This window comes from Natrinema gari JCM 14663 (genome assembly GCF_000337175.1).
GTDB lineage: Archaea > Halobacteriota > Halobacteria > Halobacteriales > Natrialbaceae > Natrinema > Natrinema gari.
This window is the reverse complement of record NZ_AOIJ01000041.1, coordinates 45,520-62,507: the sequence shown is the minus strand read 5'-3', so window position 1 is coordinate 62,507 and position 16,988 is coordinate 45,520. Positions and strand designations below refer to the sequence as shown.

Below are 16,988 nucleotides of genomic sequence, written 5' to 3'. Positions count from 1 at the left end.
CGACCGCGTTACTCGACGTCGACGAGATGGAGGTGCGGGCCACCGATGGCCGACACCTCGTAGTTATTGACGGTGTTGCGGACACCGCGAATCTCGTCCGCGTAGTCGATGTAAACCCACGGTGCTTCGTCGTAGGCGAGCTGTGCGGCCTCGTGGTAGAGTTCGGCGCGCTTGTCTTTATCCGACGCCTGCTGGGCGTCCTCGATGAGGTCCATGAACTCCTGGTTCGCCCACGCGGTTCGGTTGGAGGTGTTGTACCCCTCCGTGTCCCAGTCCACCCAGTCCTGTCCTTCGGGGGACTCGACCTGCGGGTGGAGAAGGACGTAGTAGAAGTTGTCCGGATCGGCGTTGTCCGTATACCACCCGGCCAGCGACGCGTCGTGTTTCCCTTCGGAGGTGTAGGTGAGGTAGTCCGAGAACTGGCGATCGTCGATCTCGACCTCGATACCGATCTCTCTGAGGTTCGTCCGGATCGACTCCGCCGTCGACATCGGTGCCGGGTTGTAGCCGCGGGCGTTCTGGAAGGTCGTCAGATCGAAGGAGAAGCCGTCACCGTACCCGGCGTCCTCCAGGAGCGACTGTGCCTTCTCGGTATCGTGGGGATACGGGCTGAGATCGTCGTTGTGGCCGAAAAGCGCCGGCGGGCACGGCTGGTCGGCCTGTTTGGCGATCCCGGAGTAGACCTCGGAGACGATGGATTCGGTGTCGATAGCGTAACTGATGGCCCGGCGGACCCGCGAATCACGGAACGCTTCCACGCGGGACTGGTTGAACGACATGTATCCGATGTTGATGCCTTCACCGGACTGGACTTCGGCGGCATCGGAGTCTTCGACCTGTCCGATGTTGTTCGGCCCGAGATTGTCGATGATCTCGAGTTCGCCCTCGATGAGAGCCTGCGTTCGCGTGGAGTTCTGTCCGCGTTCGAGGAACAGGAGTTGGTCCACGTTCGGCCCGTCGCCCCAGTAGTTGTCGTTGGGAGTAAGTTTGATTTTGCCGTTCGAGTTGTCGAGTTTGTCGAGTTGGAACGGGCCGGTCCCATTGGCGTTCGTAGCGAAGTCGAAATCGCCCTCGATCGCGTCCTGCGGGAGGACGACGGCGGCGAACATCGCGAGGTTACGCAGGAACGGTGCGTACGGGTCCGTAAGCGTGATGTTCAGCATATAGTCGCCGTCGGCTTCGACGGAGTCGATCCAGTTGCCGAGCGTGAACGGCCCGTACGAGGACAGGTCACCGACGTGGTACTCGTACTCCTCGTCGACGAACCGCCGGTAGGTCGCGATGAAATCGTCGGCGGTGAAGTCGGTCCCGTCGTCGAACTGGGCGTCCTCGCGTAGTTCGAGCGTGACGTCCGTCCCCTCCATCGACCAGTCGACCGCGAGGCTCTCCGTAATCGCTGCCTCGCCGGGCTGGAAGTCGATGAGCCCGTCGTAAATCTGGTTCGTGACCTTCGACACCTCGCCGCTGGTCGTATCCTGCGGGTCGAGGGTTTTCGAGTGTGCACTGCGACCGTATCGAAGCGTCCCACCACCACTGCCATTGCCGCCGAGACAGCCGGAAACGGAACTCGCAGCCGTCGCGACGACCGTGGCGCTCCCGGCGGACTTCATGAACCGACGCCGAGAGACCTGGTTGTTATCACCTGGCATAAGCGTAGTGCTTGTATCTACATATATAATGCTATCGATCAAGATAGTGAAAACCACACCCAACGACACAATCGGTGTGGCTGAGACGTTATTTTAACTAAATATAATGAAAAATATGCGCGGTTTCGGGCGCACATATCGAATCGGCGTCGCCAGGACGGTCACTCGCGGTCGCGCCGTCCGGCGCTGAGGCGGTGCCCGCGGCCCTCGCTACTCGGCGTCGGGACTGAGATGACAGGCGGCCGGATGCTCACCGTCACCAAGCGAGGGATCGCTCCGCTCACAGACGCTCTCGAACGCGTCCGCGAGGACAGCCTCGGCGGCCGCCCAGTCGCCGTCGTCGAGGTGACGATAGGACTCATCGACCGCCTCGCGAGCACGCCCCGACAGCGGTCCATCGAAGAACTGCGCGTCGAGCGCGGCGGCGAGGTCACTGCCACCATCGGCGACGGCGCGGGGCGTTTCCCCCTCGGCGATGACCTCCTCCCGGACGGCCTCGAGGTCGATGTCGCGGGACTCGACGCGCTGTCGATAGAACATGACCTCTCGGTAGCGCTCCTGCTCGATCTCGAGGTCCGCTGGTGGGATAATCGCCGGACACCGCGTCCGGAAGTGACAGCCGGACGGCGGGTCGATAGGCGAGGGGACGTCACCCGTGAGGATGGTTCGGTCGTCGGTCTCCGCCAGCGGGTCCGGCTCGGGGATCGCCGAGAGCAACGCGTTCGTGTACGGGTGTTTCGGGTTCGCGAACAGGTCGTCGGTCGTCGCGATTTCGACGACCTCGCCGAGATACATCACTGCCACCCGGTCGGAGATATGGCGGACGACGGAGAGGTCGTGTGCGATAAACAAGTAGGTCAACCCGAACTCCTCCTGAAGGTCCTCCATGAGGTTGATGATCTGGGCCTGGACGGACACGTCGAGGGCCGAGACCGGCTCGTCGGCGACGATGAAGTCCGGGTCCACCGCGAGGGAACGAGCGATGCCGACGCGCTGGCGCTGTCCACCGGAGAGTTCGTGGGGGTAGCGGCCGTACTGACTCGTATCGAGGCCGACCTCCTCGAGAAGTTCGAGGACGCGACGACGGCGGAGCGTGCGCTTCGAGCCCCCCGCAGACACGTCCACATGAACGCTCGTGATACGGCCGTCCTCGCGCGTGACATCCGTCGTCACGTCGAGCGTCTCGTCGACGTCCACCGTAACGTCGCCGTTTTCGACAGCGACCTCTACGGGGACGACGACCTCCCCGTCGGTACTCTCGAGTAATGCGTCCACGTTGTCCGCGACGTCGACGGACACCGCGTCCGCCGAGATGCCCGTCGTCGAGACAGCGGCGCGCATCACCACGTCGGGATCGGTCTCGGGGAGACCGTGTATCTTCAGCGGCTCCATGATGGTCTGCCCGACGGTCATCCGCGGATCGAGACTCGACATCGGGTCCTGGAACACCATCTGCATGTCCTTGCGCTTCTCCCGGAGTTCCGACTTCGAGAGGTCGCCAAGCTCTTCACCGGCGTAGACGACCGTGCCGTCCGTCGGCGGATTGAGATGCAGGATGGCGCGCCCCGCAGTCGATTTTCCACAGCCGGACTCGCCGACCAACCCGAGGGTTTCTCCCTCGTACACGTCCAAACTCACGCCGTCGACTGCCTTGACGCTCGGCTGCTCGCCGACGAACCGATCGAGGAGCCCGTCCTCCTGTTGGTAGTACTTCCGCATCTCCCGGAGTTCGACGATCGGCTCGCCGATGTCGGATTCGGTCGTCGATGTCACGCCGTCCGTGCCGTACTCGCTCTCGTCGAACTCCTCGAGGACACACTTCGACCGGTGATCGACGTCGTCGGGACCGTGCTGGAGGAACGGGATGTCGCCGTTGCGACACTCGGGCTGGGCCCACGGGCACCGATCCGCGAAATGGCACCCCTCGGGCATGTCGATGAGGTCGGGAACGTTGCCCTCGATGGGTGTCAGCCGGTCTTTCTCCTCGGTCGGGATGGACTCGAGCAGCGTGTACGTGTACGGGTGACTCGGATTGTTGAAAATCTCCTCGACGGGACCTTCCTCGACGATTTCGCCGGCGTACATCACGGCGACCCGATCGCACGTCTCCGCGACGACGCCGAGGTCGTGCGTGATCATCAGCACCGACATGCCGAACTCCGCCTGGAGGTCGTCGATGAGGTCGAGGATCTGCGCCTGAATCGTCACGTCGAGGGCGGTCGTCGGCTCGTCGGCGATGAGGAGGCTCGGCTGACACGCAAGCGCGATCGCGATAAGGACGCGCTGGCGCATGCCGCCGGAGAACTCGTGGGGGTACTCCTCGAGACGCGTCGTCGCCTCCGGGATACCGACCTCCGTGAGTATCTCGACGACGTCGGCCATGACCTCTTCGTCGTGTTCTTTGCCGCCGATTTTCGGGAGGATTTCGCGAACGGCATTCAGCCACGTATCCCGCTTCCGTTCGCCGTACTGGTGGAGTCGCAGGGATTCGGCGACCTGTTCGCCGACGGTCACCGCGGGGTTCAGCGAGGTCATCGGGTCCTGGAATATCATGCCCATCTCGCTGCCGCGGACCTTCCGCATCGCTTCCTCGGGTGCGTCCGTCAGGTCGACGACGCCCTCCTCGACCGTGATCGTCTCCACGTCCGCACCCCGATCGAACTGCTCGCGTGCCGCCGCGTCCAGGTAGACGAACCCGTCGGCGGCGTCATCGATGGCGTCGGCGAGGGCGTCCGCGACCCCGGACGGTGTCGCCTGGTCGTCGAGGTGGTCGGCGGCGTCCCGAAGGGCAGCCGCGAGCGCCGCGGGGTCGTCGTGGTCGGCGAGGTCGGCGGCCATGCCACGCAACTCCGACGGCGCCGAGTCGCTCCCGTCGCCGACGCGGAGGTCCGCGATGATCTCGTGGACTGCGTCCACGAGTTCGAAGGGGTACGGGACGACGGAACCGTCGAACTCGGCGGCGATGTCCGCGGCGAGTGTCGCGTCCCGGAAGGACACGCGGCCGGCCACGACGTCGCCGGGGTCGTCCACGAGGTCCATTGCTGAGAGTGCGGTCACGCTCTTTCCGGAGCCGGACTCGCCTACGAGGCCGACGGTTTCACCCTCCTCGATGGTGATGTCGATGCCGTTGACGGCTTTTACTGCCCCGCGTTTGGTGTCGAACTGCGTGCGAAGTCCGGAGAGGGATAGGAGGTCGGTCACTGACAGCAGTTCTCTTGGCAGCCATCAAATAGCTTGCGGGACTTGGGAACGTTTATCCCCCGTGATGCACGCGGTGCAGACATGAGCGAGCAGCCCACGGACGAGACTCCCGAGACCGTCCAGGCGCAGTCCGGTTGGCAGTCCGTCATCGAGGACATGACGGCGATCGCCGACGAGTACCGTGATCGCGGGTGGACGGCCCTCGAACTCCACCCAGGGGATTCCGTCCTCGTGGACGCCGAGACGCGAACGGGCCTCGACGTGGTCGTGCCGGGACCCGAGTACGAGGACCTCGAGGCGCTGACGGACGACTGTACGTTCACCGCGGTCGACGTGTTTCAAGCCGAACACGGCGGGATGCTTTACCTGCTCGTCGTCGAGCAGGCACCGGAAGACGAGACGGTCGTCCTCGTCCCCGCCTACTACGACCTCGGGTCCGGCCAGACGAAACTCGAGCAAATCCGGGCGGACGGCGAACTCCGACTGTTCTGCAGGCGGCTGAACGACGACTACGTCGAGTTCGTCCACGACGACGTAACGCCGTTCCTTCCGGAAGCGCTGTAACCGCCGCGAACGCGGTCCCCGTTCGGGATCGAACCTCGAGCGCGGTGGGTCAGGCGTGATCGGAAGCCGTGGTTACTCGGCAGTGAGCCACGGTTCTTCGGACCGGTCGTCGAGATCGTCGGGGTCGACGTGGACCGTCAATACCGGGACCGATGCCCGACGGACGACCCGTTCCGTAACGCTGCCGAGCAACAATCGATCGATCCCGCCGCGACTGTGGGTGCCCATCACGATCAGATCGCACTCCGCGGCGTCGGCCTCCTCGATGATGACTCGACTCGGTGCTCCCTCAAGCACCGTCGGTTCGACCGTGACGGTCGCCGGCGCGAGGTCCTCGACTCGGCCGACTGCCGCCTGCCCCTCCTGGTGAAGCGCATCGCTGACGCCCTCGAGTGCGGCCTCCATGGGAAGGCCGCCGTAGCCGGCCGCGTTGACGACGTACAGCGCTCGAATCGTCGCGTCGTGCAGACGCGCGAACTCGACGGCGTACTCGAGTGCGCGTTCGACCTCGCGCGAACCGTCGGTCGGCACGAGAATGCAGTCGTACATTACGATACATGGTGGCACACGACAAAGAGCTACATTAACGTTATCGCGGCGACCGTGACCCTCACTCGAGACGATAGCTCGCCCGGAGTCCGATTCGCCGTCCGCACTGCCGTGGGAGCGTCGAACGCGGCGGAGGAAAACGCTGATACAGCTACCGATCCAACCGGAGGCCATGAGCGACAACCCGTGGACGGACCGGATCGTCGGCGAACGGATGGCCGTCGATCAGGAGTTCTCGACGCAGATCGAGGCGTCGCAGTTTTCCAACCAGCAGTGGAGTCTGATCATGACCGCCACGGAGTTCGAGATCGAACGCCCCGACGATCCCGATCAGGCACGGATCGTCGCTAACACGGACAAAATCGACGGTGTCATCCCCGAACTCGACAACGTCCAGGCCGGGATGGGAGCGATGGCCGGCGGGCGAGCCGACGACGGCTCGAGTTCGTCGAGCGGGGGCGTCCTCGACTCGATCATGGGCGCGCTCGGCGTCGGGGGCAACAGCGGCCCCTCGGAGGACGACCAACGGAAGGCGGCCGAACGACTCACGCAGGAGTACGCGGCGCAACTCCAGTCACACCTCGAGTCCAAGGGGAAGTGGGAGACGATCCGGCAGCAGGCCGCCGACGGCCAGTAAGCCGTCCTGCGTCCCTCGCACGGTCTCCGGATCGCGACGCGTCGGCACCGCCGTCAGTCGCCGGCGTGAAAGAGCGTGTATTCGCTCGTTTCGTAGATGTTGATGAGTTCGTTGACGAGCTCGTCGTATGACTCGTCGTCGACGCGCAGTGCCTCCAGTCGGTCGATTGTCTCCTCCTCGAGTTCGACGGATGGCATAGTCGGAGGTCCGACGCCGAGGAGCAAAAAGACCACGGCACGTCGCGTCCCGGCGCGGGACGGTCGCGATCGGCTCTCGGGTGCAAGCCACAGCATCTTTACGGCCGGTTCCCGACCGTCACTATATGAGCGACGACGTTCAGACGACGACGTTCTCGATCAGTTCCGACGACGGCGCAACCGACGAAATCACGGTCCCGTCCGGTCTCGTCGACCTCGTGGCCGAGGGTGACCAAAGCGACGCCGAAACCGTCGGCGATGTCGTGTTGTTGTCCTTTGCCAGCCGCGCCCACCATCTCGTCCACCACGGCGAGGACGTCGACGAGGACCTCGAGGTCCAGGAGGCCCGCGTGATGGATCTCTTCGAGGAGCGGTTCGGCGTCACGTTCGGCGAAGCAACCGGACACCAGCACTGACGGCTCCGATACACCGATCGGCGCAGCACGGCCTCCGAACCGTATTTTTCGCAGCCAGAAAAATTCACGAGCGCGCACCGTAGCGGTGGCAGACGCGAGGCTCGTGGACTGCTTAGCCGGTGGTGTTTTCGGTTGTAGCGGTTCCCTCCGTGGCTCCGCCGGCTGCGTCGCCCGGCGTCTCGACCGGGTCGGAGTCCTCATCGGCAGTCGGTTCCGCATCGTCAGGCGGTGCTGTCTCATCAGACGGTCCCGCGTCGTCAGGCGGTCCTGTATCGTCAGACGGTTCTGTCTCATCAGGTGGTCCCGCATCGTCAGGTGGTCCCGAGTCGTCAGGTGATGTCTCGGGGCCGCTGTCCGATTCCGCGTCACCGTTCTCTCCCCCGGGCTCCGTTGTGGCCGCTTCGATCGTCACCGCCTCCTGATCGTCGTCGGTCGTGATCGTATGTGTCGACGCTCCCTCGGGCAACGCCGACGAGAACGGGATCTCGGCCGTCTGTCCGGCTGCGAGCGTCACGGTCGACTCGGCGACGGGCTGGCCGTCGACGCTGTAGACCACCGGCTGCGTTCCCTCGAGTTCACCCTGGTTCTCGACCGTCGCCGTCACCGTCACCTCGTCGCCGGCTACTCCGCTGTCGGGTGCGGACACGTCGCTCACGGCGAACGTGGCCGGCGTCCCGCTCTCCGTGACCGTCACCGTCGTCGCCGCTGTTTCGTCATCGGTCGACACCGCGAGCGGGTAGTCGCCGGGCTCGAGGTCGTCCGTCTCGACGGTCAACGAGACGGTTCGGCTTTCGCCGGGCTCGAGCGAGACCGATTGCGAGTCGACCGCGGTCTCGCCGATCGCGAGCGTAACGTTCTGCGTGCCCGCCTCGCCGCCGACGTGTTGGAGTTGGGCCTCGACCACGAGCTGGTCGCCCCGTTCGATCGGGCTGGTGACTGACGCGATCGAGACGTCGAACGCAGCGGGTTCGGACGGCTGAATTTCACTGGCGGGCGGCGTCGCCGCCGTCACCGGGTCGTCGTACCCGTAGTTCGCGAAGTCCATCGCCCAGACGAGTCGTTCGTCGTCGCTCTCGGGCGTCCACTCGACGGTGAACGACTCCGACCCGGACGCCAGTTCGGACGGGGGCTCGTCGGTCGTGGTCCCCTCGACGAACTGGCTGTTGCCGGCGATCGTCGCGTCGTTCGGGTTCTCGTAGCCGAACGTCACGTCGATGGCGGTCCCGTCCTCGGCGGGCGTCGTCTCCTCGACGGACAGCGTCGGCAGCGCGGGTCGCGCGTCCTGGTCGCAGTCCCTCGCCGAGGGGTTCGGGAAATCGATCGACGCGAAGGGGACCGCTTCCGGTGAACTGATACCGGAGATGTAGGTCCCGAAGGTGCCGTAATCGGGGACCTCGACGAGTACCTCGTCGCCCGCGGTCGTCACGTCGCGTTCGTCGCCGATCTCGAAGACGATCGTCCCGGTAAACGGTGCCTCGATCTCGTCACCGGCGGTGACCGCGTCCTCGATGATCGTGTTCCCGAAGCCGGCGGAATCGTAAAAGCCCGTGCTCGCGGCGACCTGATCGCCCGCTTCGAGCGACGCAGTGACCACCGCGCGCGAGCAACTCGTGAACTCGACATCGAACGCCTCGAGTTCGCCGTCGACCGTGTACTCGACGGTATCCGTTTCGATGGGGGTCCCGTCCGCCGCCGCGACGACCGCGACCTCGAGTGTCGCGTTCTCCTCGAGGGGCGGCTCCAGATCGAACTCAGTCGGCCCGATCGTTTCGTTGGCAGCGAACGTGTCGCTTGTGGCGAGTCGGGCCCCGGTCTCGTCGGTGACCGTGACTGCGTACTCGACGGATGCGTTGGCTGCGGTGATGGTAAGCGTCTCACCGTCACCCGTCTGATCTGCCACCGTGAGGTTCGCCGTCGGCTCCGTCGGATCGGGTTCGGCGACCGCGTACTCGATGGCGTCGGTCGCTAGTACCGCGTCGTCCGCCACGGCGCGAACCGAGACGTTGACGGTCGCGTTCTCCTCGAGTGGCGGCTCCAGATCGAGGATCTGGTCCGCGACCGTCTCGTTGGCCTCGAAGGGGTCGCTGTCGACCCGTTGTCCGTCGTACTCGGCCGTAATGACGTACGGCACGGATGCGCTCGCCGCGTCGATCTCGAGGGTTTCGCCGTCGCCTTCCTGGTCGTCGACCGAGAGCGTCGCCTCGCGCTCGTCGGGTTCGTCCGTGATGGTGTACTCGATGGTGTCGGTCGCCAGTACTGCGTCGTCCGCCGCGGCGCGAACCGAAACGTCGACGGTCGCGTTCCCCTCGAGTGGCGGCTCCAGATCGAGGGAGCGGTTCGTGACTTCCTCGCCGGCCGCGAACGTGTCGCTTGTGGCGGTTTCGCCGTCGTAGGTCGCGGTCACGGTGTAGGGGACGGAGGCGTTCGCCGCCGCGACCGTGAGGGTTTCACCGTCCCCCGTCTGGTCGTCGACGGAAAGGGTCGCGTTCGCCTCGTCCGGTTCGTCCGTGACCGTCACGAACGCGCCGTCGAGCACCGGCGTCCCGGCCTCGGTGACATAGGGGCCGTCCGTCTCGCCGTCGGACTCGGCGTACTGGAACGTCCCGTCGTCGTTCGTGTCGCGGTGGACGACCGCCACGAGCGCGTCGCTCTCCGCGAGCGACTCGTTGAGTTCGACCGTGACGTTCTCGTGCTCGCCGGCCTCGAGTTCGCTCGAGACCCCGACGAGATCGTCGGGATCGGCGTCGACGGCGGCATCTCGGTAGACGGCGACGAAGCCACCCTCCGAAAGCGACACGTCCTCGATCCTGACTGTCTCGCCTTCGGTCTCCTGATCGGGGAAGTCGATCGTGGCCGTCCCCTCGATCCGGTCGATCGTCTCGATTCGCTGCACGACTTCGACCTCGACGCGCTGGGTAATGCGCGTCACGTCATCGGTCTCCACCTGCACTGCGTACGCGGTCGCGTCGGCCGCCGTCTCCTGCGTGAGCGTCTGGAGTTGCGTGACGCTGATCCGCTGGGACTGGACGACCTGTGCCGTTTCCTCACAGGCGACTCTCGCCGCCGTCTGGATCTGCGTGACTGACGCCGCCTGCGTCTGGACGAGCGCACCGCTTGCGCCGCCGCGAGCGAGACGCTGGATCTGCGTCACATCGACTACCTGCGTCTGGCTCACTGCCCCCTCCCCGGCACCGAATGCGGCGGCCTGTACCTGCTCGACGGTCACCGCCTGACGCTGTCTCGCACCGGTCACCGCACCCTCCGCGGCACCGCTCGCAGCCGACTGAATCTGCGTGACCGACACCGTCTGGCGCTGGATGAGCGCACCGCCCGCGCCACCGTCAGCGGCCGCCTGAATCTGTTCGACAGTCGCCGCCTGACCTTGGGAGATCGCGCCCGTCGCCGCACCGGAAGACGCCTCCTGTACCTGCGTGGTCGCGACGCGCTGGCGCTGCTCGAGTCGCGTGGCTTGGACCCGTTTTAGCGACCCTCGACTCGCGCCGCGGGCCGCCGCCTGCGTCTGCTCGACCGACACCGCCTGGCGCTGGACGAGTGCACCGCCCGCACCGCCGTTAGCGGCCGTCTGAATCTGCTTGATCGTCACCCGCTGGCGTTGCTCGGCATCGACGCGTTGGTCCTGTGCGATCGCCGCGCGCGTACTGCCCTCGAGCGAGCCGGCGGCTCCGCCGGCCGCGGCGTGTTCCACGTGCTCGAGTGTCACTTGCTGGCGCTGCGCGACCGATACCGACTGATACTGTGTCAGCACGCCGTAAGCGGCCCCTTGTGCGGCTTCCTGTATCTTCGGCACCTCGCCGACATCGTTCGCGCCCGCCTCGCTCGCGGCACCTGCGGCCGCACCGCGGGTCGCGACCTGCATCTGTTCGCCGCTCACGCGCTGGCGCTGCGCGACCGCGCCGTGGGCCGCCCCCCAGGTCGCGCTCTGTAACTGGGTCGCATTGACCGACTGGGACTGAGAGAGCCCGCCGGCGATCGCACCGCCGACCGCCTGCTGGAGCTGCGTCGCGTTCACCGACTGGTTCTGAATCAGCGCGCCGTGGACTGCGCCCGTCGTCGCCGCTTGGACCTGCTCGGCCTCGGCGCTTTGATACTGGGCGACCGAGCCGAGAGCGCCCTCGAGCGCCGCCGTTCGCTGTTCCTGAGTCACCTCGACGCCCTGGGCTTGGACGATCGCGAGCCCCTCGCTGACGCCCGACTCCACGACATCCTCGCGCTCTTGCTGGATCGACGTCTGTGCGTTCGCGCCGCCATCCGCGGGGGGCGTGTCTCCATCGGTCGCGGACGGCCCCATCGTCACCGGCTCGAACTCGAGTCCGGTCGCCGATGGTGCGCTCGCCCGTTCGCTCGTGTTCTGGAGCGCCGCCTGCCCCTCGACTCCGACTGGCGACGCAATGGCCGCGTCGGTCGCGGCATCCGTCCCGCCGCGCTCGAGGCCGCTCCCGAGTGCCGGCAGGGCGACGACGCTGCCGATCATCGCGGTCGTGAGCAAAACGACGGCGATGGGTCGCAGTCGTCTCATCGACCGAGTCCTCCCGTCGCGGCACGCGTTCCCGTCGGTTCGACCGCGCCGTTTCGTCCGGCACTCACGTTCGAGGCGGAGTTCACCCGATCGACGGCCCTCGTACTACCGGTTCGCATTTTTCCACCACGGCGCGGAACGCGCGCATAAGGACGCCGGTCGTTCCGGTTCGCGAGGCGAGACAATCGGATATTACCCGTTCCGATCGAGCGTGTGGTCGGCACGGACGGCCGCGTGACGCCCGCTGACCGGGCCATCCAGAATCGGACAGCGACGGCAACCGTCACCGCTGCTGGGAGGAAGCCCGCTGTTTCGCTCCCGGGCCGACTCCCACCCGTCGCGAAACCGGCTCGAGAAAACGTGTCAGTCCGCGTTCCGATAATCTCGGAAACCGAAGTCTTGATCCCGGTTTACGAGAGAGCAGGGATATGGCAACGAATCAGACTTCGGTGGAACGCGTCGACGATGCCGTCGTCCGGTCGTTCGCGCGGGCGGCCGTTCTCGCGGCGCTGATGGGTGCGGCCGTCATGGTCGGATCGATTCCGATCCCGTTCTCGCCGGTCCCGGTGTCGCTGGGGGTCCTCGTCGTCTACCTCATGGGGCTCTACCTCGGCCCGGTCTGGGGGCCGGCCTCGGTCGGACTGTATCTGACCGCGGGGGCCGTCGGGCTCCCGGTATTCGCCAACGGCACGAGCGGCCTCGGTGTTCTGGTCGGCGACACCGCGGGATACCTCTGGGCGTACCTGATCGCCGCACTGGTTATCGGGGCCCTCATCCACGGTCGCGGGCAACTCGAGAATCCCGCGGAAACGTCGGTCCCGGTCCTCGCCGCGGTGTTGCTCGCGGCGCTCACCATCATCTACGCGCTCGGGACGGTCTGGCTCGGATACATGCTCAAACTCAGCACGATCGAGGCCCTCAACCTCGGTGTCGTTCCGTTTATCCCGGGCGACCTGCTCAAGATCGTCGCCGCGATCGCGATCGTCAAAGGCGGTCGCATCGACCCAACGTGATCGCCGCCCGACGGGAGCCGATTCGATGATCGAGTTCCGATCCGTCTCTTACGCGTTCGACGACGTTCCCGTCCTCGAGGACGTCTCGCTGTCGATCGACGACGGCGAGTTCGTCCTGTTGGCGGGGGCCAACGGCAGCGGGAAGACGACGCTGCTGCGCCACTGCAACGGCCTGTTGACTCCCGACTCCGGCACGGTCCGCGTCGACGGGACACCGGTCGAAGACGACCTGATCGCCGCCCGCTCGAGCGTCGGGATGGTCTTCCAGCACCCACGGGACCAGTTCGTCTCGGCGACCGTCGGCGCGGATATCGCCTTCGGCCCGGAGAACCTCGGCCTCGAGCGGACCGAGATCGATCGTCGCGTCGACGCCGCACTCGCGGCGGTCAACATGACCGGCCGCGAGGACGACCGGATCGACGCCCTCTCGGGCGGCGAACAGTCACGGGTCGCCATCGCGGGCGCGCTCGCGATGGAACCGACTCATCTGGTCCTCGACGAACCCTTCACCGGGCTCGACGACCCTGCGCGCCGCTCGGTCCTCGAGCGACTCGCGTCGCTGGCGGCCGACGGCACCGGCGTCCTGCTGGCGACCCACGATCTCAGAGACGTCTGCGAACTCGCCGACCGCGTGATCGCCATGCGCGACGGCCGCGTCGTCGTCGATGGCCCCCCCGCGAACGCGCTCGGCGACCTCGACGGGCTCGAGGTTCGCGTTCCGAGCGGATGACGGTGCGTTTCCGCCCGCCGACCGCGACGGACGACTCGAGACACCCACCACAGCGAGGACGGAGACACCAATGCTGACCTACGAACCCGACGACACGTTCGCACATCGGCTCGATCCGCGGACCAAACTGGCGGTCCAGATCGGATTCGCGGCGACCGCTTTGGCACATCCGACGCCGTGGGCGTTACTCGTGCTCTCGGCGCTGACGGGACTCGTGATGGCCGGTGCCGGGGTGTCGCTGCGCCGGACCCTCGTCGCCTACCGGTTCGCCCTGCTCGTCCTCGCGCTCGCGCCCGTCCTCTCGGGGGTGACACTCGGCGCGCCCTGGTTCGATCGGGCGGCCGCAACGGCGTCGGGGTTGGCGAGCTATCGCGTCCTGCTCGTGCTGCTCGTCAGTGCGGCCTACGTCCGCTCGACCCCGGTTCGGGACTCTCGAGCGGCGATTCAGCGAACGATTCCCGGAAAGCCGGGGCAACTACTCGGGGTCGGCGTCGCGCTCGTCTTCCGGTTCCTTCCCGTGCTTCGGAGTGACCTCCGGACGATCCGCGAGACGATGGCCGCCCGACTGGGGACCGAACGCGGGGCCGTTGACCGCGCCAGCACGATCGGCATGCTCGGACTGTCGCGGGCCTTCGACCGCGCCGATCGACTCTCGCTTGCGCTGCAAGCACGGTGCTTCGCGTGGAACCCGACCCTCCCGCCGCTCGCCTTTTCGCGGGCTGATTATCCCGTACTCGTCGTTGCGGTCGTCCTCGCGTGCTCCGCAGTCATCTGAGGACATGCAGCCCGCACTCGCCCTGAACTCGAGTCCATCGGCGGCCCGGGTGGATCGACAGGACTGTCCCGTCGCTCGAGTCAGAGCCGGGCCGGCGAACTGGCAATGAGAAAAGCGTTGCCCGAACTCACGCAGAAAGTCGCATCTTCTCTGCCCAAACAGACTAGCCAGCGTCCGCTCGACCCGATTTCTCCCAGTACTCGAGATCCCGTCCGGAATCAACCTCGGTCTGCCGCCGGTCGTGATCACCTATCGTCGATATGGCGACTACGAGACGACTCGTCTTTTCGTCGTTCGATCATTCCCGTCACGGTATACGAGAGCACGACTTCGTCGTCCTGATTTACCACTTCAACGTAGTTGTCAACGTATCCCCGTTGCGGGTCACTCTCGGAGCAGTGTTTGTCCACGACCTCGAGTCGGAGCGAGAGCGTTTCGCCCGGTGTGACCGGCCGCTCCCAGCGTAGTTCGTCCGCGCTGCGACCGCCCATACCCGCTTGCTCCCCCAAGTAGTTGTCCACGAGCATTCGCATGGATATCGCGGCGGTATGCCACCCCGACGCGACTAGCTCGCCGAATGCCGATTCGTTCGCGGCATCCTCGTCAGTGTGGAACGGCTGCGGATCGTACTGCTCGGCGAACTCGGTGATCTCCGCTTTGGTGACGTGGTACTCGCCGAACTCCGCGGTCGATCCGACCTCGATGTCCTCGAAGTAGCGCATCGGTAGTGAGGACGCAGAAGGGAGGGAAAAGCATAGCGGACCGACGTGACTGTCCGTCCATCGAGAGCGACCTCGAGCCCGGAAACCAGCGGTCGTCCAAACGGCTGAGTCTCCGACAAACGCACCGTTCAGAGTAGCCGTGTCCGGCGATCGATGTGGCTTCGGAGCCACGTTTCGGCGTATTCTGAGCGGCGTTTTCAAAGCCATCATAACTCATAGTGGTCTCTCGAGATATATTTTAAGCGATATCTTTTATCGGTGTTTCGATGTCGTGTTTTTTCGTTTCGAGATCGGTACCCGTAGTCGTGACGTGGAACCGGCGGTCATGGCGCTGAATCGCCGAGACGGACGGCAGCACCGAGATCGTGCTTGTCTCGGCGTATATCACACGATCGAGGGAGTGTTGTCGCTCGGCCGGATCAACTTCGGTATCGCGGCAGTCGATCGCTGCTGGGTCGATGACGGCGTCCGGACACCCGTGTCGCTCCTCGAGTTCGCTTACGGGGTCGCCGATCGCAACCCGAGCCGGTTGGGGTCCTTCGCCGGCTGTCGATGAGCGTTCTCCACATGTTCTGGATGGTCGATCGTGCACATCCGACCCCATACCTTTCCAAACGGGAAACAGTATCTGAAAGTGATAATATTGCCGGGGTAGGGCTGCTGGTGACTCGAGCGGTTCTGGACGATGCCCGGTCTCCGAGGCGATTCGATCGCCTGACCCGAGACACCCATTCGAGCCGGTCCGGCTCTCGACCGATAGTAGCAATGGAAACGATGTACACACTGATCGCAACGCTGTCGTGCGATCAGGTGTGCACTGACGTTCAGTTGCTACTATAGCCGTGAATGCATGCAGCGACCCTCGCTGCGGCCGTCGTCCCAACGGTACCGTCGACGCGGTTGCGATCACGCCGCGAGCGAATTACAATCCTATGGCAGTAATCAGACCGGGAGTTCCGACTCAAGCGCGTCGATCTCGTCCAGCAGTAGCTGTGCGATTTCCCGAGTCGATGAGTCGTCGATGGCCAGACGATACGCCGGTCCACCGACGGAGAACGCACCGACGACGGCATCGTCGGGCCCTGTTACCGCTGCGCCGATGGACCGATAGCCGTCGATCAGTTCCTCGTCGTTCGTCGCGTATCCCTGTCGGCGGATCGTCTCGAGTTCGTCGAACAGCGTCGCCTCGTCGGTTATGGTGTGGGCGGTCGTCGCCGGGAGCCCCCAGCGATCGAGTATTTCTCGAACGCGTTCGTCGGACAGCAACGCGAGCATGGCCTTCCCCGAGGCGCAGTTGTGCATGTGAAAACGGTTGCCCGCACGGAACGGACTCGATTCCGAAAGCCCACGGGCCGTCGATTCGCCGATTGCATACTCGAGCGTGTACGCGCGGCCGTTCTCCTCGACGATGAAATCGGCTTCGTTGCCCGTCTCCTCGGCGAGGCTGTAGACCCGCTGGCGGGCCGTCGAGTACAGCGGATTCCGGTTGCGTGCGTGTTCGCTAAACGGGAGAAACTGAAGCCCGACGTGATAGGTGTCGCCATCCCGAACGAGAAAGCCCTCATCGACCAGTGTATGCAGGTGGTTGTGTACGGTACTCTTGGCCAGATCGAGGCGGTCGGCCAAGTCGCTCAACGTCGCCCCGCCGCTGTCACGAACCGCTCGAGCGAGCGCGAGCGACGTTTTGGTTGTCTTGACCGGGCGAGGGCCGTCGTCCGTCATGGTTCGAACCGTGGCACCACTGGCGTATAAGCGTTCGGAATGTGTGAACGCCCTCGAGAACGAAATTCGGCGTCTCACAGATCTATCATAATTTTCATGGCGTTTGTACTGAACGATCCATATATAATCCAGTATATGAAACAAAAATGTCAGCAGTATTATCTCAGACAGAGGGACGCTGTTATCGGCTCCTCAGACGGCCGGTCGATCGCATGTCGTTCGAAATGCGTGAACAACTGGAAAGACATCGGTTGCGTCGGTCGGATATACGGTATC

General features: G+C 65.1%; 13 protein-coding genes. 6 read left to right on the top strand and 7 right to left on the bottom strand.

Features of this window, described 5'->3' with window-relative positions:
• Positions 1-8 precede the first annotated feature (8 nt).
• Together C486_RS06095 and C486_RS22575 are read right to left on the bottom strand one after the other, a co-directional pair.
• Positions 9-1,649: an ABC transporter substrate-binding protein gene (locus tag C486_RS06095; protein WP_049888228.1), complete on the bottom strand. Its 1,641-nt coding sequence runs from the start codon at positions 1,647-1,649 to the stop codon at positions 9-11.
• A gap of 210 nt (positions 1,650-1,859) precedes the next feature.
• Positions 1,860-4,850, bottom strand: coding sequence for a dipeptide ABC transporter ATP-binding protein (locus C486_RS22575; protein ID WP_008454224.1), 2,991 nt, complete (start codon positions 4,848-4,850; stop codon positions 1,860-1,862).
• A gap of 81 nt (positions 4,851-4,931) precedes the next feature.
• On the opposite strand from C486_RS22575, the gene C486_RS06085 reads away from it, so the two are divergent.
• On the top strand, positions 4,932-5,414 hold the full coding sequence (locus C486_RS06085; RefSeq protein ID WP_008454222.1) for a DUF7529 family protein: 483 nt from the start codon (positions 4,932-4,934) through the stop codon (positions 5,412-5,414).
• A gap of 72 nt (positions 5,415-5,486) precedes the next feature.
• Here the strand turns inward: C486_RS06085 and C486_RS06080 are convergent, their stop codons facing one another.
• Positions 5,487-5,963 (bottom strand): universal stress protein, encoded by a 477-nt coding sequence (locus C486_RS06080; RefSeq protein ID WP_008454219.1) that lies wholly within the window; start codon positions 5,961-5,963, stop codon positions 5,487-5,489.
• 172 nt (positions 5,964-6,135) lie between these two features.
• Here C486_RS06080 and C486_RS06075 point away from each other — a divergent pair, with 172 nt between their 5' ends.
• Positions 6,136-6,600, top strand: a complete 465-nt coding sequence (locus C486_RS06075) for a DUF5799 family protein (protein ID WP_008454217.1) — start codon at positions 6,136-6,138, stop codon at positions 6,598-6,600.
• A 53-nt stretch (positions 6,601-6,653) separates the two neighbouring features.
• Here C486_RS06075 and C486_RS21610 read toward each other — a convergent pair whose 3' ends face one another.
• Positions 6,654-6,797, bottom strand: coding sequence for a DUF7557 family protein (locus C486_RS21610; protein WP_007108892.1), 144 nt, complete (start codon positions 6,795-6,797; stop codon positions 6,654-6,656).
• A gap of 125 nt (positions 6,798-6,922) precedes the next feature.
• Between C486_RS21610 and C486_RS06070 the strand changes: the two genes are divergently transcribed.
• Positions 6,923-7,213, top strand: coding sequence for a DUF7545 family protein (locus C486_RS06070; RefSeq protein WP_008454212.1), 291 nt, complete (start codon positions 6,923-6,925; stop codon positions 7,211-7,213).
• Positions 7,214-7,325: 112 nt separating this feature from the next.
• Here C486_RS06070 and C486_RS06065 read toward each other — a convergent pair whose 3' ends face one another.
• The gene (locus tag C486_RS06065) at positions 7,326-11,750 is read right to left on the bottom strand and encodes a DUF7282 domain-containing protein (RefSeq protein WP_008454209.1); all 4,425 of its coding nucleotides are present in this window, start codon (positions 11,748-11,750) and stop codon (positions 7,326-7,328) included.
• A 428-nt stretch (positions 11,751-12,178) separates the two neighbouring features.
• On the opposite strand from C486_RS06065, the gene C486_RS06060 reads away from it, so the two are divergent.
• From C486_RS06060 to C486_RS06050, 3 genes are all read left to right on the top strand, one after another.
• Positions 12,179-12,763, top strand: coding sequence for a biotin transporter BioY (locus C486_RS06060; protein WP_008454205.1), 585 nt, complete (start codon positions 12,179-12,181; stop codon positions 12,761-12,763).
• A gap of 25 nt (positions 12,764-12,788) precedes the next feature.
• A complete protein-coding gene (locus C486_RS06055; RefSeq protein WP_008454204.1) occupies positions 12,789-13,493 on the top strand; it encodes an energy-coupling factor ABC transporter ATP-binding protein in 705 nt (234 codons plus the stop codon).
• A 70-nt stretch (positions 13,494-13,563) separates the two neighbouring features.
• Positions 13,564-14,268, top strand: coding sequence for an energy-coupling factor transporter transmembrane component T family protein (locus C486_RS06050; RefSeq protein ID WP_049910210.1), 705 nt, complete (start codon positions 13,564-13,566; stop codon positions 14,266-14,268).
• Between the two features lie 245 nt (positions 14,269-14,513).
• Here C486_RS06050 and C486_RS06045 read toward each other — a convergent pair whose 3' ends face one another.
• On the bottom strand, positions 14,514-14,990 hold the full coding sequence (locus C486_RS06045; protein WP_008454201.1) for a MaoC family dehydratase: 477 nt from the start codon (positions 14,988-14,990) through the stop codon (positions 14,514-14,516).
• 942 nt (positions 14,991-15,932) lie between these two features.
• The gene (locus C486_RS06040; RefSeq protein WP_008454196.1) at positions 15,933-16,712 is read right to left on the bottom strand and encodes an IclR family transcriptional regulator; all 780 of its coding nucleotides are present in this window, start codon (positions 16,710-16,712) and stop codon (positions 15,933-15,935) included.
• Positions 16,713-16,988: the final 276 nt, after the last annotated feature.